This window comes from Bacillus sp. FSL R5-0439, assembly GCF_038008805.1.
GTDB lineage: Bacteria > Bacillota > Bacilli > Bacillales > Bacillaceae > Bacillus > Bacillus safensis.
Genome location: NZ_JBBOZW010000001.1, coordinates 2810340 through 2831418, shown reverse-complemented (window position 1 = coordinate 2831418; position 21079 = coordinate 2810340). Strand labels below are relative to the sequence as shown.

General features: G+C 41.5%; 25 protein-coding genes and 1 pseudogene. 19 read left to right on the top strand and 7 right to left on the bottom strand.

Annotation, left to right across the window (positions count from 1 at the left end; genetic code table 11):
* The first annotated feature begins 143 nt into the window (after positions 1 to 143).
* Positions 144 to 761 carry a 3'-5' exonuclease KapD gene (kapD, locus tag NST59_RS14680; protein WP_099663613.1) on the top strand — a complete coding sequence of 206 codons (618 nt, stop codon included), beginning with the start codon at positions 144 to 146 and terminating at the stop codon, positions 759 to 761.
* Here the strand turns inward: kapD and NST59_RS14675 are convergent.
* Positions 758 to 1150 (bottom strand): kinase-associated lipoprotein B, encoded by a 393-nt coding sequence (locus tag NST59_RS14675; RefSeq protein WP_058838072.1) that lies wholly within the window; start codon positions 1148 to 1150, stop codon positions 758 to 760. The genes kapD and NST59_RS14675 overlap by 4 nt on opposite strands.
* Positions 1151 to 1241: 91 nt before the next feature.
* On the opposite strand from NST59_RS14675, the gene NST59_RS14670 reads away from it, so the two are divergent.
* Positions 1242 to 1418, top strand: a complete 177-nt coding sequence (locus NST59_RS14670) for a hypothetical protein (RefSeq protein WP_180272437.1) — start codon at positions 1242 to 1244, stop codon at positions 1416 to 1418.
* On the opposite strand, the gene NST59_RS14665 is transcribed toward NST59_RS14670, so the two are convergent.
* Positions 1419 to 2711, bottom strand: coding sequence for a sensor histidine kinase (locus NST59_RS14665; protein WP_047203298.1), 1293 nt, complete (start codon positions 2709 to 2711; stop codon positions 1419 to 1421).
* 133 nt (positions 2712 to 2844) lie between these two features.
* Positions 2845 to 4020 carry a MalY/PatB family protein gene (locus tag NST59_RS14660; protein WP_341040790.1) on the bottom strand — a complete coding sequence of 392 codons (1176 nt, stop codon included), beginning with the start codon at positions 4018 to 4020 and terminating at the stop codon, positions 2845 to 2847.
* Positions 4021 to 4103: 83 nt separating this feature from the next.
* Here NST59_RS14660 and NST59_RS14655 point away from each other — a divergent pair, with 83 nt between their 5' ends.
* On the top strand, positions 4104 to 4364 hold the full coding sequence (locus NST59_RS14655; protein WP_039181076.1) for a YugE family protein: 261 nt from the start codon (positions 4104 to 4106) through the stop codon (positions 4362 to 4364).
* Here NST59_RS14655 and NST59_RS14650 read toward each other — a convergent pair.
* The gene (locus NST59_RS14650) at positions 4361 to 5185 is read right to left on the bottom strand and encodes an alpha/beta fold hydrolase (protein ID WP_024425926.1); all 825 of its coding nucleotides are present in this window, start codon (positions 5183 to 5185) and stop codon (positions 4361 to 4363) included. The genes NST59_RS14655 and NST59_RS14650 overlap by 4 nt on opposite strands.
* Positions 5186 to 5360: 175 nt before the next feature.
* On the opposite strand from NST59_RS14650, the gene NST59_RS14645 reads away from it, so the two are divergent.
* The 3 genes from NST59_RS14645 (at position 5361) to yugI (ending at position 7646) form a co-directional block, all read left to right on the top strand.
* Positions 5361 to 5861, top strand: a complete 501-nt coding sequence (locus NST59_RS14645; RefSeq protein ID WP_003213765.1) for an Lrp/AsnC family transcriptional regulator — start codon at positions 5361 to 5363, stop codon at positions 5859 to 5861.
* The gene (locus NST59_RS14640; RefSeq protein ID WP_039181074.1) at positions 5862 to 7055 is read left to right on the top strand and encodes an aminotransferase; all 1194 of its coding nucleotides are present in this window, start codon (positions 5862 to 5864) and stop codon (positions 7053 to 7055) included.
* Positions 7056 to 7253: 198 nt separating this feature from the next.
* A complete protein-coding gene (gene yugI / locus NST59_RS14635; protein WP_008345795.1) occupies positions 7254 to 7646 on the top strand; it encodes a S1 domain-containing post-transcriptional regulator GSP13 in 393 nt (130 codons plus the stop codon).
* A gap of 68 nt (positions 7647 to 7714) precedes the next feature.
* Here the strand turns inward: yugI and NST59_RS14630 are convergent, their stop codons facing one another.
* The gene (locus NST59_RS14630) at positions 7715 to 7951 is read right to left on the bottom strand and encodes a DUF378 domain-containing protein (RefSeq protein WP_003212952.1); all 237 of its coding nucleotides are present in this window, start codon (positions 7949 to 7951) and stop codon (positions 7715 to 7717) included.
* 144 nt (positions 7952 to 8095) lie between these two features.
* Between NST59_RS14630 and NST59_RS14625 the strand changes: the two genes are divergently transcribed.
* From NST59_RS14625 to NST59_RS14605, 5 genes are all read left to right on the top strand, one after another.
* Positions 8096 to 9259 (top strand): iron-containing alcohol dehydrogenase, encoded by a 1164-nt coding sequence (locus NST59_RS14625; RefSeq protein ID WP_034282535.1) that lies wholly within the window; start codon positions 8096 to 8098, stop codon positions 9257 to 9259.
* Between the two features lie 120 nt (positions 9260 to 9379).
* Positions 9380 to 10552 (top strand): iron-containing alcohol dehydrogenase, encoded by a 1173-nt coding sequence (locus NST59_RS14620; RefSeq protein ID WP_047203925.1) that lies wholly within the window; start codon positions 9380 to 9382, stop codon positions 10550 to 10552.
* A gap of 126 nt (positions 10553 to 10678) precedes the next feature.
* Complete coding sequence (locus NST59_RS14615) at positions 10679 to 12034, top strand: glucose-6-phosphate isomerase (protein ID WP_024423293.1); 1356 nt, start codon at positions 10679 to 10681, stop codon at positions 12032 to 12034.
* A gap of 111 nt (positions 12035 to 12145) precedes the next feature.
* Entirely contained in the window at positions 12146 to 12349 is a 204-nt protein-coding gene (locus NST59_RS14610) for a spore germination protein (RefSeq protein ID WP_231730856.1), read from the top strand.
* A 43-nt stretch (positions 12350 to 12392) separates the two neighbouring features.
* Positions 12393 to 12794, top strand: a complete 402-nt coding sequence (locus tag NST59_RS14605; protein WP_024423291.1) for a YugN-like family protein — start codon at positions 12393 to 12395, stop codon at positions 12792 to 12794.
* On the opposite strand, the gene NST59_RS14600 is transcribed toward NST59_RS14605, so the two are convergent.
* Complete coding sequence (locus NST59_RS14600) at positions 12791 to 13777, bottom strand: potassium channel family protein (RefSeq protein WP_212042193.1); 987 nt, start codon at positions 13775 to 13777, stop codon at positions 12791 to 12793. The two genes, NST59_RS14605 and NST59_RS14600, sit on opposite strands and share 4 nt — an antisense overlap.
* Before the next feature lie 126 nt (positions 13778 to 13903).
* Between NST59_RS14600 and NST59_RS14595 the strand changes: the two genes are divergently transcribed.
* The 6 genes from NST59_RS14595 to NST59_RS14570 all read left to right on the top strand — a co-directional run bounded on the left by NST59_RS14595 (position 13904) and on the right by NST59_RS14570 (position 18058).
* Positions 13904 to 14128: a hypothetical protein gene (locus NST59_RS14595; protein ID WP_059375867.1), complete on the top strand. Its 225-nt coding sequence runs from the start codon at positions 13904 to 13906 to the stop codon at positions 14126 to 14128.
* An 81-nt stretch (positions 14129 to 14209) separates the two neighbouring features.
* Positions 14210 to 14884: a zinc metallopeptidase gene (locus tag NST59_RS14590; protein ID WP_024423288.1), complete on the top strand. Its 675-nt coding sequence runs from the start codon at positions 14210 to 14212 to the stop codon at positions 14882 to 14884.
* Positions 14885 to 14932: 48 nt separating this feature from the next.
* Positions 14933 to 16225 (top strand): hemolysin family protein, encoded by a 1293-nt coding sequence (locus tag NST59_RS14585; protein ID WP_024423287.1) that lies wholly within the window; start codon positions 14933 to 14935, stop codon positions 16223 to 16225.
* A 112-nt stretch (positions 16226 to 16337) separates the two neighbouring features.
* Positions 16338 to 16739: a secondary thiamine-phosphate synthase enzyme YjbQ gene (locus NST59_RS14580; RefSeq protein WP_144491478.1), complete on the top strand. Its 402-nt coding sequence runs from the start codon at positions 16338 to 16340 to the stop codon at positions 16737 to 16739.
* Positions 16740 to 16755: 16 nt separating this feature from the next.
* Positions 16756 to 17793: a nitronate monooxygenase gene (locus NST59_RS14575; RefSeq protein ID WP_039181057.1), complete on the top strand. Its 1038-nt coding sequence runs from the start codon at positions 16756 to 16758 to the stop codon at positions 17791 to 17793.
* A gap of 16 nt (positions 17794 to 17809) precedes the next feature.
* Positions 17810 to 18058, top strand: a complete 249-nt coding sequence (locus tag NST59_RS14570; RefSeq protein WP_039181054.1) for a hypothetical protein — start codon at positions 17810 to 17812, stop codon at positions 18056 to 18058.
* Between the two features lie 21 nt (positions 18059 to 18079).
* Here the strand turns inward: NST59_RS14570 and NST59_RS14565 are convergent, their stop codons facing one another.
* Positions 18080 to 18820, bottom strand: a complete 741-nt coding sequence (locus NST59_RS14565) for a protein-glutamine gamma-glutamyltransferase (protein WP_039181052.1) — start codon at positions 18818 to 18820, stop codon at positions 18080 to 18082.
* 99 nt (positions 18821 to 18919) lie between these two features.
* Here NST59_RS14565 and NST59_RS19200 point away from each other — a divergent pair.
* A pseudogene (locus tag NST59_RS19200) lies at positions 18920 to 20050 on the top strand (cache domain-containing protein); the annotation flags it as partial.
* The gene (locus NST59_RS19195) at positions 20042 to 20992 is read left to right on the top strand and encodes a methyl-accepting chemotaxis protein (RefSeq protein ID WP_369880190.1); all 951 of its coding nucleotides are present in this window, start codon (positions 20042 to 20044) and stop codon (positions 20990 to 20992) included. The pseudogene NST59_RS19200 and the gene NST59_RS19195, both read left to right, overlap by 9 nt.
* Positions 20993 to 21079: the final 87 nt, after the last annotated feature.

Below are 21079 nucleotides of genomic sequence, written 5' to 3'. Positions count from 1 at the left end.
AAGGAAAATAAACGATCTTTCATCAGATGAATAGGTTGGGCGTAGTGAATCTGCATTATTTTCACGAAAATGAAGTGATTTCAAGGTCCACCTTAATATAATGGTATGAGAATGAAAACTGACGAAAAAGTGAGGTGAAACTGGTGGAACAGAAGACGGTGCTTGTGGTCGATTTTGAATTTACGATGCCTGATGGAAAATATCATCCACAAAACTTTTTTCCTGAAATTATTGAAGCTGGGGTAGTGAAAGCAGCAGATGAAACGATCATAGACACATTCTCCAGCTACGTCAAACCGAAAAAGTTCCCAAAGCTGACGAAGCGCTGTAAATCATTCCTCGGAATTACGCAGGAGGATGTAGAGAGCGGGATTTCATTTGAGGTGTTTATCGAGAAGCTCGTGTCACTTGATGGGGGAGAGAATTGTGAGATTATTACGTGGGGCAACATGGACATGAAGGTATTGAAGCAAAATTGTATGCTTAATCATATTAGCTTTCCTTTTAAGGGGAAACTGAGGGATCTTGCCTTTGAATATAAAACCTTTTTTGGTGACCGCACACTGACAGGGCTTCGAAAAGCGGCAAAGGAATATGGCAGTGAAGGAGCTGGTAAGCATCATAAAGCACTCGATGATGCCATGACGACTTATCAGCTGTTAACCCTTTTTGAAAAAGACAGAGCCTATGTGGAAAATCCGCAAACGACCAAAATTGGTGAGCTGATCGATTTCTCACATTTTTTTGATTCGGCTGATTAGCGGACGTCTTCTGGAAAATAATCTTTCTCAAGAGAAGATAGGCACGCTCTTGATTTTTCAGCCCATTTGGAATCATCCGCATGGAGTGCTTGTTTCAATTTATCTACAGCTTCTTTCAGTGACTCTTCATAATCAGGTATATCGCCATCAAAAGGTTTCACCATATGATGAGGGATATTGGTCTGTTCTCTATAGGCCAAAGCCCGCCTCTCCTGGAAAAAAGGCACGTCTGCTTCTTTCGGATGATGCAGGTCGCCTTGAGTGGGATGTGTCAGAATGGCTTTTACTTGAACGAGATAGGTCGATGGTTTCACTGCTGTCACTTCCCCAACGTATACACCTGTTTTATAAAAACCTTTCACAACTTGTCCAATTTGAATGTCTGTCATGTGAAATTCCTCCATTTCCTTCTCATAGGAAGGTATTTCATTTCTTTTAGCCAATATAGTGAAGTAAACGAGCAAAAGGGGGAATGGCGAGATGTCATTCATCGTACTTTTTCTACTATATTTTCCTGAAGATAAAAGGGAGTACATCCCGGCGGCGATCACCACGGTGATGTTCTTTATTGCTGCGTTTATTTGTTTTCGTCTCATCGTGCGTGCGTCTAAGAAGCAGGAGCGGATAGATGAAAAAAGAACAAAAAAAATGGATTAATCATTTTCTTCTTGTATCTTCAGGAAATTTTACGGTGACGGTTGTTCCAGACTGCAGCGAGCTTTTGAAACGTATGGTTCCATGGTGATTTTCAATAATTGAAAAAGTCACTGTCAGCCCAAGCCCTGTCCCTTTGTTTTTCAAGGTGTAATACGGTTCGCCAAGCTTTTTCATTTGGCTTTCTGTCATACCTACACCATTATCAACGAAATAAAGGCAGATTTTATGATTTTCTTTCGAAGCAAAAAGTTCAACCTTTCCTTCATGTTCGGGAGCTGCTTCTATCGCATTTTTGATTAAATTAATCATGACTTGCTTGATCTTCGTTACGTCACCTTGAATGTATAAGTCAGGTTCAATGGATTGATGAATCGTGACCGATTTAAAATTCGCATAGGATGTCATCAGTGATGCACATTCCTCAAGTAATTTAGATAGATTGAGTGATTCAATTTGATAATAGTTTTGTTTTGCGATGTCAAGATAACTCGTGATAATGTCCTGCGCCCGGTCTAATTCGGATAGAACAAGATTTTTATAATCTTTATTGGCAGGCGGCTCTTTTGTATGATCACTCGAAAAGAGCAATTGAATAAATCCTCTCACAACTGTCAGCGGATTGCGTACTTCATGGGCGACACTTGCAGCAAGTTCACTTACAATGGTCAGTTTTTCTGACTGGACAAGCTGTGTTCTCATTTCCGCATTTTCTTTAACGAATTCAATGGAATAGATACTGAGCACAAGAAAGAATATGTAGTAAAGAGTTGAGAAAAATAACTCAAGGAGCTTTTGCTGCATAATAAAAGCTGGGCTGTATTCCAGTAAGCTGACCGCAAGCAGTCCAATGTAAATAAAGAATCCTTTGGATAAACCGATAAGCACTCCGTAAAAAAGCTTATTTGGCTTCGAATATTGATGCCATTTTCGGTAGAACAGGAACGGGATGAAAAAGTAAATTGGGACAACAATGAGTCCAATCCATAAGAAAGAGCCATACATCACGAATTTGACAATGATGCTTATCAAGATGGCAACGCTCCCCGCCATGTATCCTCCGTATAAAATAGCAAGTACAAGGGGAATGGATTGAAGCCCAGTCTGCAAATCTAAAATCGAACCAACTGGATACATAATACATAGTGCTGAAGAGATGGATGCGAATACTGTGATGAGCAGTTTATTCGTTTTTGGGAAATGAGCAGGGGTCCGGCTTAGCCATAGCGCATGATATAAAAAGATTGGAAATAGAATAAAAGATACATGGAGCAGAAAATCCTTGAACATTTCCATTTAAATGCTCTCCTCGTAAATAATAGTAATTCCTCTCATTATATCATTTCATGTACAAAGTAGATATGATAAAAGGAGGGTTTTTTTCTTTAAAAAGAACACCCGTTAGGATGTTCTTTCTACCGTATAGATCTTATTCAGCTGATAGCGTGAACGCTTGATGAAGACGTTTCAGTCCTTCTTTGACTGTTGAAGCAGGACAGCCGAGATTCATCCGAATAAAGCCGTCTCCTTCGTGTCCGTACACGTGGCCAAGCTCTAGGATCACTTTCCCTTTCTTTAGCAGATTCCGCTTTAATTCCGCTTGACTGAATTGATAATCCCGAATGTCCAGCCACAATAAATAAGAAGCATCTGGTTTCATATAACGCATATTTGGAAGATTTTCGTCAATATAGTCCATCGCCATCTTCATATTGCCTTCGAGATAAAGAACAAGGGCATCAAGCCACTCATCCCCGTGGCGGTATGCTGCTTCCATCGCTGGAATCGCAAATGCATTCAGTTTGGACAGTCCGTTTCTTTGCAATTCATTGGTGAAAAGGGTTCTTTTTTCTTCATCTGAAATGATAATAGCAGATGCCTGGAGCCCCGCTAGATTAAAGGTTTTACTCGGCGCAATACACGTTACTGTAATATGTGCAATGTCGTCAGAAAGGCTGGCAAAGGGCACATGCTGCTTCCCGTAAAGCATCAAATCAGAATGAATCTCATCTGAAACGACTGTGACTCCATGCTTCACACAGAGGTCTCCAACTCGCTTTAATTCCTCTTTTGACCACGCTCTTCCAGACGGATTATGCGGGTGACATAGGAACATGAGCTTTGCTTGTGGTCTGCTCAGTTTTTTCTCTAAATCATCAAAATCCATCATATAACGGTTGTTTTCTATTTTTAAAGGATTGGTTGAGACTGTACGTCCATTTCGCTCAATCATTTGATAAAAAGGTGTATACACTGGTGACTGTATAACTACTTCGTCATGCGGTGCTGTAAAGGCTTGAACAGCAAAACTAAGTGCCGTTACGATGCCTGGTGTAAAAGTGACCGCTTCTGTCTGAATGGTCCATCCGTGTCTTCTTTTGAGCCATCCAGCTACTGCCTGCTGCGTATCCTGATCTTGAAATGCATAGCCAAATACACCATGGTCTAATCGCTCTTTCAATGCATCAAGGACGACCTGCGGCGCTTTAAAATCCATATCGGCCACCCACATCGGGAGGGCATCTGTTGTCAGGAACAAAGACTCTGCTTGATCCCATTTCACTGATTTTGAACCTTTACGTATGATCTGTTCGTCGAAATTCATGAAACCCACCTCTAGCTGTTTTTCAACCATTCTTGGTTGTGCTAAAATAAACATCACAAAATTTATTATAAGCGGTGATACCGATGAAAGATAGTCAAGCTGTAGAAGAGATGATTCAATTCATTAAGGCATGGGACCCTTTTCATTATGGAGAGGATTTTTATGAAACGGAGCCTGCTGACGTCATCAGTGCATTATACGACGCAGAAGACCCGTTATCTTTAGCAAAAGAGATTCAAGCCATCTACCATCACTCATTTGAACAGCTTCTTCCGATAGAGAGCTGTCAGCATATAGCAAATCAGCTTTTTGTCTTGCGAGACAGCAGCTCCTGTTCACGCTAAGACAGGCTGAAATGTCCGATTTGATCAGACACAAAGACCGGATTTTCCTCAGGAATGAGGTGCCCGGTTTTTTTTAATGCATGTAAGGTCGAATTCGGCAGATCTTTGTGCAGTCTTTCGCCTATTTGAATGGGAACGATTCGATCTTCCTCGCCCCAAATAAGCAGCACGGGTGTTTCCATTTTCTTTAAAACGTCCGAGGTTAAATCTCCTTCCCGGTGCCGAATCAAACGAAATATTCCCCGAAAGATTTGATCATCTGAAAACGGTTTTAAATATCCGTCGACCATCTCTTGATCAATGATGGAGTGATCATGCACAACGGCAGTTAAATTTTTCATAATGCCCTGCTTTAAAAGCTTTCTTTTTAGATACAGATAAAAATAAGGAATATATGTGCTGTAAACAAGTGATCTTTTTGACTTATTCAAATATCCAGAGCTGCATAAAAGAACCGCCTTTTCAAATAGGTCCGGCCGCTCAGTGGCAGCGTATAAGGCAATCTGTCCTCCCATTGAATGGCCTACTAGAATCGCATGCTGAATCTGTAAATAACCAGCTAGCTCAATAATAATTTTTCCCATGTTGCGATAGCTGTAAATAAACGTATTCGACTTCTCGGACTGTCCAAATGGCGGCAGATCTATCGCAATTAAATTGAAGTCCTGCTTTAGAAGCGGAATGAGTTTTCGATAGCTGAAGGTAGAAGAGAAGAGACCGTGAATTAAGATCAATGTCTTCTTGCCCTCATTTGGATAGTGCTCGTAATAGATGTCTAAACCGAATGTACTTTTCATATAAGCTGGCTGAACAATGTCCACATTCTTCACTCCGATACTTGATACTCTCTCTGTTAGGTGACTGTATTGTACCCTAAAAAGTGGATTTTAAGCTATCATTAGAATCTTTTCCCTGCTTAGCATAATGGGAAAAACGTGCTATAATGTTCAGAAGATTTTTTAAAACTAGCTTTTATAATCTGAGGTGTGAAATCAAATGAAACTAACAGAAAAAGAAACTGAAATATTAGAGATTTTAGATGAAAACAGCCGCGCCGATTTAAATACAATAGCAAAAATGGCAGGCGTGACAACAGAAGAAGCCGAAGCCATCATTCAAAAACTTGAAGATCAAAAAGTTATTATTGATTATTCAACTATGATTGACTGGCGAAAAGTGGATGGCCATGAAGGCGTTACAGCAATGATTGATGTAAAAGTGACACCAAAAAGAGGCGTCGGATTTGATGAAATTGCTGAACGGATTTATCGGTTTCAGGAAGTGGAGTCTGTCTATCTCATGTCAGGTGTTTATGATCTTTCCGTTGTGATCCGCGGAAGATCAATGTCTGATATTGCCCGCTTCGTATCTGAAAAATTATCGACACTTGATTCCGTTGTTTCAACAACTACCCACTTTATTTTGAAAAGATATAAACATGATGGGAAAGTGTTTGAAACAGGAGACGATGACAAAAGAATCGTGGTGTCTCCTTAAATGAAAAAGTCTTATTTATCTGAAACGGTACAAAGCATTCAGCCGTCAGGTATTCGGAAATTCTTTGATTTGGCTGCCACAATGGAAGGGGTTATCTCCCTTGGTGTCGGTGAGCCGGATTTTGTGACAGCTTGGAATGTCAGAGAAGCAAGTATTATGTCATTAGAACAAGGACTGACCTCCTATACGGCGAATGCAGGTTTAATCTCTTTGCGAAAAGAACTGAGCCACTATTTATATAAGCGGTTTCACATTGACTACAGTCCAGAAGAAGAACTCATTATCACAGTTGGCGGAAGCCAGGCACTTGATTTGGCCTTTCGTGCGATTTTAAACAGCGGAGATGAAGTGATCATTCCAGAGCCTTGTTTCGTAGCATACGGGGCGCTTACGACACTAGCAGGCGGAGTGCCTGTCTATTTAAGTACATCCGCTGAAAAAGATTTCAAAGCGGATTCTGCTGATCTTCGCACAAAGCTGACGCCGAAGACAAAAGCCATTTTGCTTTGCTCGCCATCAAATCCAACGGGGTCTGTTTATTCAAAGGAAGAGCTTGAAGATATTGCTCAATTTGCGAAAGAGCATGACCTGCTCATTATTACGGATGAGATTTATGCAGAGCTGACATACGATGAAGCTTTTACAAGCGTGGCGGCTATTCAGGATATGAAAGAAAGAACGATCTTGATTTCAGGCTTTTCTAAAGGGTTTGCCATGACGGGCTGGCGCTTAGGATATGTGGCAGCACCACCTGTACTGCGCGATGCCATGCTGAAAATACATCAATATTCTATGATGTGCGCGCCGGCGATGGCACAATATGCGGCAGAAGAAGCATTAAAAAATGGGCTTGAAGATGTAGAGAAAATGAAGAAAAGCTATAGAAGACGCCGTAATTTGTTTGTCGGCTCCCTGAATGAACTAGGACTCACATGCCATCAGCCAAACGGAGCGTTTTACGCGTTCCCATCGATTAAAAGCACAGGCATGACATCAGAACAATTTGCTGAGGAGCTGCTCCTAAGTGAAAAAGTCGCTGTTGTTCCTGGGAATGTATTCGGACCGAGCGGTGAGGGTCATATTCGCTGTTCATATGCTTCATCACTTGATCATCTTCAGGAATCACTTTCAAGAATTCAGCGCTTTTTGCAGGCTCGACAAGTGAAGGAAGAAGCATCAGCCATCTTAAAATAAAAAAAGGCATCAATCCAAATGGACTCATGCCTCACAAATTAGGGGGGAATACTAGAAAGCATTCTTGTTTTCAGGTATTCCCCCTTTTAATCTAATCTAAACCCATATAAAAAATATTTTGCGTAACTGCCCGTTCTGTGATATAGTTTTTAATTGCGTATAAACGAATATTAAAACATTTATTTAGGAGTTGTTATCATGGCGACAAAGTTTGAAGTAGGCAGTGTTTACACTGGTAAAGTAACAGGATTACAAGCGTATGGTGCGTTTGTTGCATTAGATGAAGAAACTCAAGGACTTGTGCATATTTCTGAAGTAACACATGGCTTTGTAAAAGACATCAATGAGCACCTTTCAATTGGTGACGAAGTACAAGTAAAAGTTCTTTCTGTTGATGAAAATGCAGGTAAAATCAGCCTTTCTATCCGTGCGACACAAGAAGCACCTGAAAGAAAAGAAAGCAAACCAAAGAAACAAAGACCACAGCAAGTGAAAGAAGAAGCTGCTGCACCACAAGGTTTCAATACGCTTAAAGATAAACTTGAAGAGTGGATTGAGCAATCAAACCGTAAAGACCTTATTAAGAAATAATAAAAAGCACCGCTTCAAACGGTGCCTTAGGCTGCCTCATGTAGGCAGCCTTTTTTATGTCCTTTTATTTAACGAACCTCTGGATTCGGCTCGTCACGGCGAACAGCTTCTTCGCTTGGCTTGAACAACAGACCAAGGTTGACAAGACCTGCAATTCCAACAAGACCATAAATAATACGTGATAATGCAGAACCTTGTCCGCCAAAGATCGCTGCTACTAAGTCAAATTGAAAAAAGCCGATTAGTCCCCAGTTAATAGCACCGATAATCGTGAGCACGAGGGCAATACGCTGAATAGCACTCATCGTGATTCCTCCTTTCGCTACAGCATCAATACATTTATATTTTGCAGATTTTTAGCCAAACTATGCGTAAGAAAATGGATGAAAGCAAATTACTTTACTTTTGGAATGAATGAGGCGCATAATGTAGCGCGAGGAGGAGATCACATGGATCGATTTACTTATTGGAACCCAACGAAATTAATTTTTGGAAAGGGAGAAGTATCAGCCCTTTCAGATGAACTCAAACACTACGGAAAAAACGTATTACTTGTATATGGTGGAGGCAGTATTAAACGAAACGGCCTTTATGACCAAGTTGTCAGTATTCTAAAAGAATCAGGAGCTGCCATCACTGAACTTGCTGGCGTAGAGCCAAACCCGCGCTTAACAACAGTAAGAAAAGGGGTCGAGCTTTGCAAAGAGAACGATATTGATTTTATTTTGGCAGTTGGCGGCGGCAGTGTCATTGATGCGACAAAAGCCATCGCAGCTGGTGCGAAGTACGATGGAGATGCTTGGGATATCGTGACACGTAAGCACGTTCCTATGGAAGCTATTCCGTTCGGTACTGTGTTGACACTTGCCGCAACAGGCTCTGAAATGAACTCTGGATCAGTTATCACAAACTGGGAAACAAATGAGAAGTATGGCTGGGGAAGTCCAGCAGTTTTCCCGAAATTCTCTATTCTGGATCCAGTCAACACATTCACTGTGCCTAAAAACCATACGATTTATGGCATGGTTGACATGATGTCACATGTGTTCGAACAATATTTCCATCACACAGAAAATACACCTTATCAAGATCGTATGTGTGAAGGACTTCTTCGCACTGTCATTGAAACGGCACCGAAGTTGATCAATGATTTAGAGAACTACGAGCTGCGTGAAACCATTTTATTCACTGGCACAATTGCGCTTAATGGAATGCTTTCAATGGGGGCACGTGGTGACTGGGCATCTCATAACATTGAGCACGCAGTATCTGCTGTCTATGATATTCCTCATGCAGGCGGACTTGCGATCTTGTTCCCGAACTGGATGAAACATGTCATTCAAGAAAACCCAGGCCGTTTTAAACAATTAGCGGTGCGTGTATTTGATGTAGATCCTGCGGGCAAAACAGATGAAGAAGTCGGCTTAGAAGGAATCGACAAGCTGTCAGCTTTCTGGACAAGTCTTGGTGCGCCAAGCCGTTTAGCGGATTATGATATCAACGATGAGAAAATTGATTTAATTGCAGACCGTGCAATGGCACGCGGTGAATTTGGTCAATTTAAAAAGCTAAACAAAGAAGATGTTTTAGCCATTCTGAACGCTTCTTTATAATTGAACAACAAAAGATAGCTGCTTGCGGGCAGTTATCTTTTTTTGAGTTCATCGTGTACATATGTTACAGTAGTCTTTCATGTTTTTGGATATATTCGTTGTAAGGAGATGTTTCAACAGATGGAGAATTTTATTTACTACAATCCAACAAAATTGATGTTTGGAAAAGGACAACTAGAAGGACTCAAAAGCGAACTCGCTCGTTATGGAAAACGAGTGTTACTTGTATATGGCGGCGGCAGCATTAAGAAAAATGGTCTTTATGACAATGTCATCCGTGCGTTAAATGAAGCAGATGCCGAAGTGTTTGAGCTGTCTGGCGTTGAACCAAACCCGCGCCTCACAACAGTGAAAAAGGGAATCGATATCTGCCAAAAAGAGAACATTGATTTCTTATTAGCCGTTGGCGGCGGGAGTGTGATCGACTGTACAAAAGCAATTGCAGCCGGAGCAGAGTATGACGGTGATGTGTGGGATATTATTTCAAAGAAAACAACCGCTCAAAAAGCTTTGCCGTTTGGCACAGTGCTGACACTTGCGGCAACTGGTTCAGAAATGAACCCGGACTCTGTCATCACAAACTGGGAAACGAATGAAAAATATGTGTGGGGCAGCTCAGTCACTCACCCTGCTTTTTCGATTCTAGACCCTGAGCATACGTATTCTGTGCCAGAAAACCAGACAGTGTATGGTATGGTCGATATGATGAGCCACGTTTTTGAGCAATACTTCCATAATGTAAAAAACACGCCTTTACAGGATCGGATGTGTTTTGCTGTTCTTCAAACGGTCATCGAGACAGCACCAAAACTGCTGGAGGACTTACAAAACTATGAGCATCGTGAAACCATTCTTTATGCAGGAACAATTGCTTTAAATGGCACGCTGCAAATGGGTTACTTTGGCGACTGGGCGTCCCATACGATTGAGCATGCTGTATCGGCTGTCTATGACATTCCGCATGCAGGCGGGCTTGCTATCCTCTTCCCAAACTGGATGCGCCACACACTCGATCATAATGTCGAACGCTTTAAAAACCTTATGCTGAACATGTTTGATATCGAAACAGAAGGAAAGTCAGATCGTGACATCGCATTAGAAGGAATCGACAAACTGTCAGCGTTCTGGACAAGCCTTGGTGCACCAAGCCGTTTAGCTGATTATGACATTGGTGAGGATCAGCTGGACAAAATTGCTGACATTGCAGCAAAAGAAATGGAATATGGTGGTTTTGGAAACTTTATGAAACTTAACCGTGATGACATTCTATCGATTTTGAAAGCTTCTTTATAATTCAGATTGCCGCTTCTCCGAATGAGAAGCGGCTTTTTGTTATGCAAGTGACGATCACTTGATTTCAAAAGCTAGTTCCGCTAAAGTGAAAGGGACAGAACTAACGTAATGGAGGGCTTACAAGCGATGACACATATTCAATTTGACTACTCGAAAGCGTTACCTTTCTTTCAAGAACATGAGCTTACATATTTAAAAGATTTTGTGAAGGTGGCCCATCATAATATTCATGAACAAACGGGTGCAGGCAGTGACTATTTAGGCTGGGTGGACTTGCCGAAGCAATATGACCGCGAAGAATTTGCCCGCATTAAAAAAAGTGCAGATAAAATTAAGTCTGACTCTGACGTCCTGCTTGTTGTCGGAATCGGCGGGTCATATCTAGGTGCACGTGCGGCGATTGAGTTTTTGAACCATTCTTTCTATAACACTTTGCCAAAAGGCAAGCGCAAGACACCACAAATCATTTTTATTGGAAATAACATCAGTTCTTCTTATTTAACAGATGTGATGGATCTATTGGAAGATGCAGATTTCTCCATTAATGTGATTTCAAAATCTGGTACAACAACAGAGCCAGCCATTGCGTTCCGCATCTTTAAAAAGCTCCTCATTGAAAAATACGGTGCTGAAGAAGCGAAAAAACGTATTTATGCGACAACTGACAAGGCACGCGGTGCACTGAAAACATTAGCAACTGAAGAAGGCTACGAATCATTTATCATCCCTGATGATGTTGGTGGACGCTATTCTGTATTAACAGCAGTCGGTCTTTTGCCAATCGCTGTGAGCGGTGCAGACATTGATCAGATGATGGAAGGTGCGGCAAAAGCAAGCGAAGACTTCGCTTCATCTGAGCTTTCTGAAAATGCGGCTTACCAATATGCTGTCGTCCGCAATGTCCTTTACAATAAAGGCAGAACGATCGAAATGCTGATTAACTATGAGCCAGGCCTGCAATATTTCGCAGAATGGTGGAAGCAATTATTCGGTGAAAGTGAAGGCAAAGATGAAAAAGGAATCTATCCTTCATCTGCTAACTTCTCAACAGATCTTCATTCACTTGGCCAATATGTTCAAGAAGGAAGAAGAGACTTGTTCGAAACAATCGTCAATGTAGACAAGCCTCGACATGAGCTTGTGATTGAAGCAGAAGAACAAGACCTTGATGGCTTGAACTATCTAGCAGGAAAAACGGTTGATTTCGTCAATAAAAAAGCATTTGAAGGAACGATGCTTGCCCATACAGATGGAAAAGTACCGAACCTTATCGTGACAATTCCTGAGATGGATGCTTATACATTCGGATACCTTGTGTACTTCTTTGAGAAAGCATGTGCGATGTCTGGATATTTACTAGGCGTCAATCCATTCGATCAGCCTGGAGTAGAAGCTTATAAAGTGAATATGTTTGCTTTACTAGGCAAACCGGGCTTCGAAGAGAAAAAAGCAGAGCTTGAAAGCCGTTTAAAACAATCATAAGGCGAAAAAGCACACCTTTTCATAAAGGTGTGCCTTTTTTGTTTTCTTCAGGTTCCTGTGCAAGCTTTCCTATGTTCTGTACATAGAATAATAAATGGAGGAGGGTGAAAAATGAGGACGAATCATGTCTATATTCATGATATTTCTGGCCAGGCAATCGTGAACTTTGGCAATGTCGGACGCATTTGTTCTAAGAGTGCTACGAAGGAAACAGCAGGTTCCGGCAGCGATAACGAGACGAATCAATCAACCAATCAAAGCTTATTTGATGCCGCGTTTACAAACAATGTACAAATCGCGAGAGGAAATGTATGAATTCCTCTCTTTAACGAACCCTAATAAAAAAGGAGGGTTTCGTATGATTCATGTACCATCCAGGCTGCCTGGTGAAAGCTTTTCACTTTACCATTTAGAAGAAACGATGAAGCCGCTCGGTTATGTCATTAATGGGAACTGGGATTATGATCACGGATATTTTGATTATAAAATTGATAACCGTGATGGCTATACCTTTCTCAGAGTTCCATTTACAGCCGAGAAAGGCCAGCTGGATCAGCCAGGGGTTGTGGTGAAAATGGGACATCCATTTCTCTTAAAGCATGTATATCAAGACAAGTTAGATGATCATGCGATGGTTGGAAATGTGGGCGCATCCTTTAACCAATTCCAAGAACCAAAAGAGAAAGATGGAGATGTATCAAAGGCTTATGCTGAGATTGGCTTTTCGCTCGTCAAGGAATTAGAAGACGCACTGCTTTAAAGGCTGATCAGTTCATCCTCTGGATGAAGCTCATAGCCAAAGGGAGGATTCATCATGGGTCCTTCTTTTTTTTGTACGCCAACGATGATCACATGATGCTCTAAAAAGTGATGGAGCGCTGTTAAGAAGGTTTCTCCAGCCAATGAAGCTGGTACAGGTATGATCGTGACGTTTTTATGCAAGGTCATTTGTCGTTTTTTTGTTAACGCCGTAAGCTGTTCCTTTATTAGAAAATGTTCAACCATTAAATGATTGACAGCATCAGAGGTATGAATGACTTGGTTGGCACCAGCACGTTCGGCATTTTTCACGTAACGATCTGTTAAGATTTCGATTAAACAATATAGCGAAGGGTTTAAGCCTTTTGCTGCAAGTAAGGTTAAGACACTCTGCATATCGGCTGTCACTTCATTTTCATGCTGATCTGCGGTAATCATCAGTGCATCTGCACCGGTAATATTGGCTTTACGGAGTGTGCCGTCTTCGGTCCCATGTCCTTTAATAAAATGAACATTTTCCAAAAGAGGCCCCTCTTTCAAGGAGTCATCAATCAGCACAATCGGCATGGCTGGATCAATCGTTTGAAACGACTGAAGTAGTTTGTTCGTCTTCTCATTCCAGCCGACGATAATCAGGTGTCCTTTCCCTTTAAAGGCTACCTTGCCCTCAACATAATGGTGCTGCTTGCTGAACACAGCGGCGGCAAGTGTGGCGAAATAAGCGGTGACAAAGCTGGCTCCGATAAAAATGAGTGCCATACCCGCCACCTGCCCTGGCATGGTTTGCGGCACAAAATCACCGTAGCCAACCGTAGAGACTGTAATGAGCGCCCACCAGATCCCATCAAAGATCGTATGATACTGCTTCGGTTCTAGTAAAACGATTAATTGTCCAAAAAAAAGAAGCAAGAAACAAATGATAATAGCAATTCGAAGATAAAGCGGCCACCTTAGCCAAGCGATAAAGATACGATTTGATTTCATCGGACTCTTCCTTTCAGGAGAATGCTAATGTCAGTATGCCCGATTGAGGAAAGATTTTTTCATCTTCGTCATGTATTGAAATAGAACCCATATCTTAAAATAAGGGAGAAGAAGGAGGGAATTCGAATGTCGTTCGTTCAAAAGACCGTACTTCTTTTTATTGGTGTGCACTTTTTATCATCAGCTGTCATCTTACTCGTGTTTGATTTAAATGCTGTGAATCATTTTATGAGTGATTTTTCATGGCTTCACTTTTTTCAAGACCTTTATGGTACAGTGACCTTTTATACAGCTTGCTTAGGTGTGTTCTTCTTTTTCATTGGTGCGGTCATTCCCCTGAAAAAGACCTAGTGCTTTTTGCTGTACATGGTACATAAAAGTCATTAAAATTGTAAATAAATATATAAAATAAAAAGGAAGCTGATGAGCATGCTGTTTTTTTATTTTTTAACATTTGCCGCATTGGGATTATCATTTTGGGCACAATTTAAAGTGAAGAATAATTTTGAAAAGTATTCAAAGGTGGAAGCATCCAGTATGAAAACAGGTGCTGAAACCGCTCGATATATTTTAGATCGCAACGGGTTATACGATGTGCCCGTTGAACCGGTAAGAGGAACTTTGACTGATCATTACGACCCGACGCAGCGTGTGGTTCGTTTATCTGAACCTGTGTACTACGGCCACTCCATTTCGGCCATTTCAGTCGCATCACACGAGGTTGGACATGCCTTGCAGCATCAGGAATCCTATGGTGCGCTTGTTTTGAGACATAAGATCTTTCCTGTCGTGAACTTTGCATCTGGTGTTGCTCCGCTTCTTTTCCTTGGTGGAATTTTGCTCAGCAGCCTTAACTTAATCGGGCTTGGGATCATTTTGTTCTCAGCAGCTGTATTCTTTCAGCTTGTGACATTGCCTGTCGAGTTTAATGCAAGTTCTCGTGCAAAAGATATCATTGTTTCAGAAGGAATCATTAGAAGCAGTGAAGAAAGAGGCGTGAACAAGGTGTTAAATGCTGCAGCTCTTACGTATGTAGCAGCGGCCCTTGTCTCCCTGTTTGAATTGCTCCGTTTTGTAATGATCTTCCTAAATGGCCGTAATGATTAATTGATGCCAGAGGAGGTGAGCCCTTACCAGTGTTAGGTAAGGGTTTTTTTGTACATTTTAAACGTATTTTTAGTCATATTACTCATTGCTGCGACAGCATTTTTTGTTGTCACTGAATTTGCGATTGTGAAAATTAGAGGCTCTAAAATTAACCAGCTGATTGAAAGCGGTGATAAAAGGGCCATTCATGTTCAAAAGCTGATATCAAATCTAGACGAATATTTGTCCGCCTGCCAACTAGGAATTACCATCACAGCTTTAGGCTTAGGATGGCTGGGTGAGCCGACGGTGGAGCATTTTCTGCATCCGCTTTTTGAAAAAATCGGGCTTCATTCCGCATTAACTGACATCCTTTCGTTTATCATCGCATTTGTGATCATTACGTTTTTACATGTTGTTGTTGGAGAACTCGCGCCTAAAACAATTGCCATTCAAAAGGCAGAGGCCGTCAGCCTTGTGACAGCAAAACCACTCATCTTTTTCTATAAAGTCATGTACCCGTTTATTAAAGCATTAAATGGGGCTGCACGAAGCATCGTGAAATTATTTGGTTATCATTCTGTCAAAGAACATGAAGTGGCGATCAGTGAGGAAGAATTGCGACTCATTTTATCTGAAAGCTATGAGAAGGGTGAGATTAACCAATCTGAGTACAAATATGTGAATAAAATCTTTGAATTTGATAACCGAGTGGCGAGAGAGATCATGATCCCACGTACAGAAATTTCAGCTATAGAGATTGAACAGACCTTAGAAGATGTGACCCATTATATGCTGAACGAAAGGTACACACGCTACCCTGTTATTAAAGAGGACAAAGATCATGTGATTGGAGTTATCAATAGCAAAGATGTATTTAAAGCGAGCTTCCTAAATCAAGATGTATCTATTGAAGACTTAATGCGTCCGGTGATCCGGGTCATTGAAAGCACCCCTGTTCAGGAATTGCTCATTTTGATGCAAAAGGAACGAATCCATATGTCAGTGCTCGTAGACGAATACGGAGGTACAGCGGGACTTGTCACAGTAGAGGACATATTAGAAGAAATTGTCGGAGAGATTCGAGATGAATATGATCAGGATGAAACACCTCACATCGTGAAAAAAGGTGATTTCCATTATGTGATGGATGGGAAAGCATTGATTGATGAAGTAAATGATTTATTGGATTTAGCCATTGAGAATGATGATGTTGATACAATTGCAGGCTGGATGATGACGCATAAATTTGATTTTGACATTGGAGATACGATTGAAGCAGAAGGCTGTGAATTTACGATCATTGATGCTGAAGACCACCATATTCGAACCATTGAAGTCAAAAAGGTTCATTTCTCTTAAAAACCTCGTACTGCTTGACGAGGTTTTTTTGCTTGGTAAACTTTAGGTAAGAAGATTTGTTTCACATAAAAAGGGTATGAATTTATAGAAACGTCAAAAAGGGGCAGCTCATATGAAAAAAATCAATGTACAAACAGACAGACGCGATGACATGATCGACGTCACACACGAGGTTCTCCAATATGTCAGGGAAACAGGCATACAACACGGAACTGTCATCGTCTATTGTCCACATACGACAGCAGGGATTACCATTAATGAAAATGCGGATCCAGATGTGAAACGGGATATGCTTCGCCGGCTTGATGAAGTCTTCCCGTGGGAACATCCAAAGGACCGCCATATGGAAGGGAATACGGCAGCGCATATGAAAGCGAGTTATATGGGGGCGTCTCAGCATGTTCTCATTCATGATGGAGATCTTGTACTTGGCACGTGGCAGGGAATCTATTTCTGTGAGTTTGACGGGCCGAGACATCGTCATTTTTATGTACAAGTATCGTCAAACGAGTAAGAGATGGGGGAAGTAAATGGGGGATATCAAAAAGTTACTGCAGATTGAACATGGAATCATCCAAGCGCCAATGGCAGGAGGAGCTGTGACACCGCAGCTGGCAGCCGCAGTTTCGGAATACGGAGGGCTTGGCAGCCTGGCAAGTGGATATGTGCAGCCTGACCATTTAAGACAGCAGATTAGACAGGTCAAACACCTGACATCTCGCCTGTTTCAGGTCAATGTGTTTGTACCAGAGCCAATTCCAGAAGTGAAAAAAGAGGATGTGGCATTTTGGGAAAAGAGACTGCCTGCACGCCCGTCAGCAGATAGGATGCCAAGCGAAGAAGAATTGTGGGATGATTTTGAACAAAAAATCAACATTCTTCTGGAAGAAGACGTTCCGATTGTTTCCTTTACATTTGCCTGTCCAAAAGAACAAACGATTCACCGCTTAAAACAAAAGGGAATCTTTTTAATCGGAACGGCCACAACAAAAGAGGAAGCACTGCTTTTAGAGGAAAAAGGAATGGATGCTATTGTTCTGCAAGGAAGTGAAGCAGGGGGGCATCGCGGCACATTTTTACGGGCAAAAGGAGACGCACTGCTGGGACTGATCAGTCTGATCTCTGATGTCAAACCGCTCTGCCGCGTGCCATTGATTGCTGCCGGAGGTATCACGGACCGAGCAGGTGTGAAAGCAGTGCTGGCGCTTGGAGCAGATGCGGTTCAAATCGGCACAAGGTTTTTAGCCAGCCAGGAAAGTGCTGCGGCAGAGGTATACAAGAAGGCCATTTTACAGGCAGAAGGCAGTGAAACAAGGGTGACAAGGCTTTTTTCTGGGAAAAGAGCGAGAGGCATTGTGAATCAGTGGATGGAGGATGAAAGCCTGCATGAAGATAGGGTTCTTCCTTATCCGGTTCAGCATGTATGGACAACACCGATGCGAAAAGCAGCTGCTGCCGGCGGTAACCCTGAACAAATGGCTTTGTGGGCAGGACAGGGCGTTGGGCGTATTCGCTCGATTTTAACCGTTGAAGACATCATGCACGAACTGACGCAGATAAAATCATGACGGGTGGTGTGACAGGATGGACATCTTAAAACATTCCTACCGAAAAAAAGGTCAGATTGAATTCTGGTTTGATGATTTTCCTCATTCTCCTGCCGTCCTTACGCCCATTCGTCACTACTATTTTGTTCGATACGTGAAGTGGAGCAGGCACGATCCACCGGTCACAAGAAAAGATTTAGAAGAAATGGAGATCCTTGCGAACACGTTGCTTGGCACACTCCAAAATTATCGTAAGCGCAAGGCATACAAAAGCCCCTTGTCATAACCAATAGACAAGAGGCTTTTTTTAGCTGCCAAACATTTGCCTGAGATAAATCACATCCATCCGGGTAGTCTGCGGTAATAAATAAGCGGATTGAACTGCACCTGGCCGTCTTCTCTTATTCAGTTTGTCGATAATTTCTGCTGCTGTTAAAATTCCAAGCCCATGACCGTAATATTGATCTTCTCCTAAGTAAATCACATTTTCCCCGCGCCATTGCGACTGCTGATAGCTAAACTCTGGATTTTCGAAATATAAACAATCCCCATAGATAAAATCATTTCCGCGCTCTGTATAAATTGACAAAGTATCATAGTGCCAGTCATACAGTGTTAAACTGCGAAGTCTTCGGTTAAACTTCTCCTCTCCTACTGTTTGCAAGACTCCCATATAAAACACAATGACAATCGCCGTTGCACATTCAAATGCATATTTTGAACCATTTTCAAAAATGTCTTTAATGCCTCTAGATGGCTCCACTTGATAGCGCAGCTCTAATGCTCCTGCTTCCGATACACGCCAAAACGCATCATTTGCACGCGATCTTTGAAAGATGGCAAATGAGGCACCGCTTTTATTCAAATCTCTTGCAGCATTCATAATGTTTGATCTTAAAGTGACCTCAAATAACAAATCAGATGCTTGCCTATAGCGGAACGTACCATTCGAGGCCTGTAACTGCATCAAAATGATCCGCTTTTGTCCTTCTAGCTGAAACGATGCCAGCTGCTCATTAGTCACTGGCTGTCCTGAAAGGATAATCATATGAAAAGCGCCCCCTTTAGTATTAGCGTATGCAGGGTGCTTGGGCAAGGAATCAATTTGTGAAAATAAACAAAAAGTCATCCTTTTTATTTGAAAAACATGAAAATAATATCAAGCCGTCCGATATATAAAATAACGTTTAAAAGGAGGAAAAACATGAAAAGTGTCATAAAATGGTTGGAAAAACCATCGATTTCTAAAAGATTGATTATTTCATTCACACTTGTTCTCGTCTTGCCCATTATTACACTCAGTACGATTTCATATCAGATTGCCAAAGAAGAACTAGATCATGAAATCATGTACGGAGCAAATGCAAGAGTCAATGAACTGAATGACATGATCGAGCAAAAGCTTTCGAATAAGGAAAAAGCGGTGAAACTCTTTGCTGAAACATCTACTGCTGCAGACTTTAAAAAGAAAAACCAGGACGAACTGTATGAGCATTTTGAGATATACAGCAAAATCAATGAAGATGATGTAGTAGGTTTTTATGCAGCAAGTAAAAATCGTGATTTCATTCAGTTTCCTAAAGTAGACATACCAAAAGGCTATGATCCAACAACACGTGATTGGTATCAACTAGCGATGCAGGATGAAAAAGGTGAGCCTGTTGTCTCCAATCCATACATTTCTGCCACAACAAACGGAAAGGGCTCTTCCAAAACAAACGGCATGGTTGTCACGATTGCTCAGCGACTGAAGGATGGGTCGGGAGTCATCGGAATCGATATTGATGTGCAAGACATTGTAAATAAAATAAAAGATATTAAAATTGGACGAGAAGGATATCCAATTATTGCAAATAAAAACAAACAAATTGTAGCCCATCCAGAAGAAAAATCAGGATCTAAGGTCACAGAAAATATTTCATCTATCCTTTACAGCGGCAAAGAAGGAACATCAACTTATGAGAATAAAGGAGAACAAAAACGCCTCGTTTTTGTAACAAATGATTTAACAGGTTGGAAAATTGCTGGAACGATGTTTGTCTCAGAAACAGAAGAAGCAGCACAGCCAGTTTGGAATTCTGCCATTATTCTTTTAATTTCTTCATTTATCCTTGGTGGTGTCGCTATCTTCTTCATCGTTCGCTCGATCACAATTGGACTGAGAAGGCTTGTTGATTTCTCAGAAAAAGTGAGTGAAGGGGATTTAACAGAAACCCTCGAAACGAAATCGAAGGATGAAATAGGAGATCTCACAAGAAGTTTCAGCAAGATGAGTGAATCTCTTCGTGACGTCATTCGTGCTGTACAGCAATCTGTCGACAATGTGGCTTCGGCTTCAGAGGAGCTGACGGCAAGTGCCAGTCAAACGAGTCAAGCAACAGAGCATATCACGATGTCGATTGAACAATTTTCAAATGGAAATGAAGCACAAAACGAGAAAGTAGAATCTAGTACGAATCAGCTTGTGGCAATGAACGAAGGATTACAAGATATGTCACAAACCTCATCTGAAGTAGCTGCTGTCTCACTTCAATCAACAGAGGCGGCTGGTCAAGGCGGGCGAATTGTTGAAAGCACAGCGAGCCAAATGAAACATATTGATACATCCGTACAAGAAGCAGAACAGGTCATGAAAGAATTAGAATACAAGTCTAAAGATATTACGAGTATTTTAAATGTCATTAACGGCATTGCGGATCAAACAAACTTACTTGCGCTTAATGCAGCAATCGAAGCAGCAAGAGCAGGTGAATCAGGACGCGGCTTCTCCGTCGTTGCCGAAGAAGTGCGAAAACTAGCTGTCCAATCCGCAGATTCAGCGAAAGAAATTGAGAAGCTTATCCAAGAAATTGTGTTAGAAATTGCTAAATCTCAAGATATGTTCAAAGCAGTCAATCGAGAAGTAAACGCAGGGCTCGGTATGACAGAAGAAGCTAAAGAAAGCTTCCAGCACATTTATGAGGCGGCAGAAGGAATGTCGAAAAAACTGTCACAATTAAACGATACAGCCATTGACCTATCGAGCGGTTCAAAGCTTGTTTCACAAGCGATGCAGGAGATGCGCCAAGTCTCAAGAGAAAGCGCAGCAAACATTCAGGACATTGCGGCTTCAGCAGAAGAGCAGCTAGCATCTATGGAAGAAATCACGTCTTCTTCTGTAACACTTGCCAACATGGCAGAGGAGCTAAAAGAGCTCACAAGTCAATTTAAAATTAATTAAATAATGATGAAAAAATATCCAGAATTGTCTGGGTATTTTTTTTATTTTTAAACGTCATTTCCAGTCTCTAAAAATACACCTTTCATC

What these genes read in the sequence shown, in the direction of transcription:
- NST59_RS14675 (WP_058838072.1), bottom strand. Translation starts at nt 1,150, where the DNA reads ATGACAGACATTCAAATTGGACAAGTTGTGAAAGGTTTTTATAAAACA.
- NST59_RS14670 (WP_180272437.1), top strand. Translation starts at nt 1,242, where the DNA reads ATGTCATTCATCGTACTTTTTCTACTATATTTTCCTGAAGATAAAAGG.
- NST59_RS14665 (WP_047203298.1), bottom strand. Translation starts at nt 2,711, where the DNA reads ATGGAAATGTTCAAGGATTTTCTGCTCCATGTATCTTTTATTCTATTT.
- NST59_RS14660 (WP_341040790.1), bottom strand. Translation starts at nt 4,020, where the DNA reads ATGAATTTCGACGAACAGATCATACGTAAAGGTTCAAAATCAGTGAAA.
- NST59_RS14655 (WP_039181076.1), top strand. Translation starts at nt 4,104, where the DNA reads ATGAAAGATAGTCAAGCTGTAGAAGAGATGATTCAATTCATTAAGGCA.
- NST59_RS14645 (WP_003213765.1), top strand. Translation starts at nt 5,361, where the DNA reads ATGAAACTAACAGAAAAAGAAACTGAAATATTAGAGATTTTAGATGAA.
- NST59_RS14640 (WP_039181074.1), top strand. Translation starts at nt 5,862, where the DNA reads ATGAAAAAGTCTTATTTATCTGAAACGGTACAAAGCATTCAGCCGTCA.
- yugI (WP_008345795.1), top strand. Translation starts at nt 7,254, where the DNA reads ATGGCGACAAAGTTTGAAGTAGGCAGTGTTTACACTGGTAAAGTAACA.
- NST59_RS14630 (WP_003212952.1), bottom strand. Translation starts at nt 7,951, where the DNA reads ATGAGTGCTATTCAGCGTATTGCCCTCGTGCTCACGATTATCGGTGCT.
- NST59_RS14625 (WP_034282535.1), top strand. Translation starts at nt 8,096, where the DNA reads ATGGATCGATTTACTTATTGGAACCCAACGAAATTAATTTTTGGAAAG.
- NST59_RS14620 (WP_047203925.1), top strand. Translation starts at nt 9,380, where the DNA reads ATGGAGAATTTTATTTACTACAATCCAACAAAATTGATGTTTGGAAAA.
- NST59_RS14615 (WP_024423293.1), top strand. Translation starts at nt 10,679, where the DNA reads ATGACACATATTCAATTTGACTACTCGAAAGCGTTACCTTTCTTTCAA.
- NST59_RS14610 (WP_231730856.1), top strand. Translation starts at nt 12,146, where the DNA reads ATGAGGACGAATCATGTCTATATTCATGATATTTCTGGCCAGGCAATC.
- NST59_RS14605 (WP_024423291.1), top strand. Translation starts at nt 12,393, where the DNA reads ATGATTCATGTACCATCCAGGCTGCCTGGTGAAAGCTTTTCACTTTAC.
- NST59_RS14600 (WP_212042193.1), bottom strand. Translation starts at nt 13,777, where the DNA reads ATGAAATCAAATCGTATCTTTATCGCTTGGCTAAGGTGGCCGCTTTAT.
- NST59_RS14595 (WP_059375867.1), top strand. Translation starts at nt 13,904, where the DNA reads ATGTCGTTCGTTCAAAAGACCGTACTTCTTTTTATTGGTGTGCACTTT.
- NST59_RS14580 (WP_144491478.1), top strand. Translation starts at nt 16,338, where the DNA reads ATGAAAAAAATCAATGTACAAACAGACAGACGCGATGACATGATCGAC.
- NST59_RS14575 (WP_039181057.1), top strand. Translation starts at nt 16,756, where the DNA reads ATGGGGGATATCAAAAAGTTACTGCAGATTGAACATGGAATCATCCAA.
- NST59_RS14570 (WP_039181054.1), top strand. Translation starts at nt 17,810, where the DNA reads ATGGACATCTTAAAACATTCCTACCGAAAAAAAGGTCAGATTGAATTC.
- NST59_RS14565 (WP_039181052.1), bottom strand. Translation starts at nt 18,820, where the DNA reads ATGATTATCCTTTCAGGACAGCCAGTGACTAATGAGCAGCTGGCATCG.
- NST59_RS19195 (WP_369880190.1), top strand. Translation starts at nt 20,042, where the DNA reads ATGAGTGAATCTCTTCGTGACGTCATTCGTGCTGTACAGCAATCTGTC.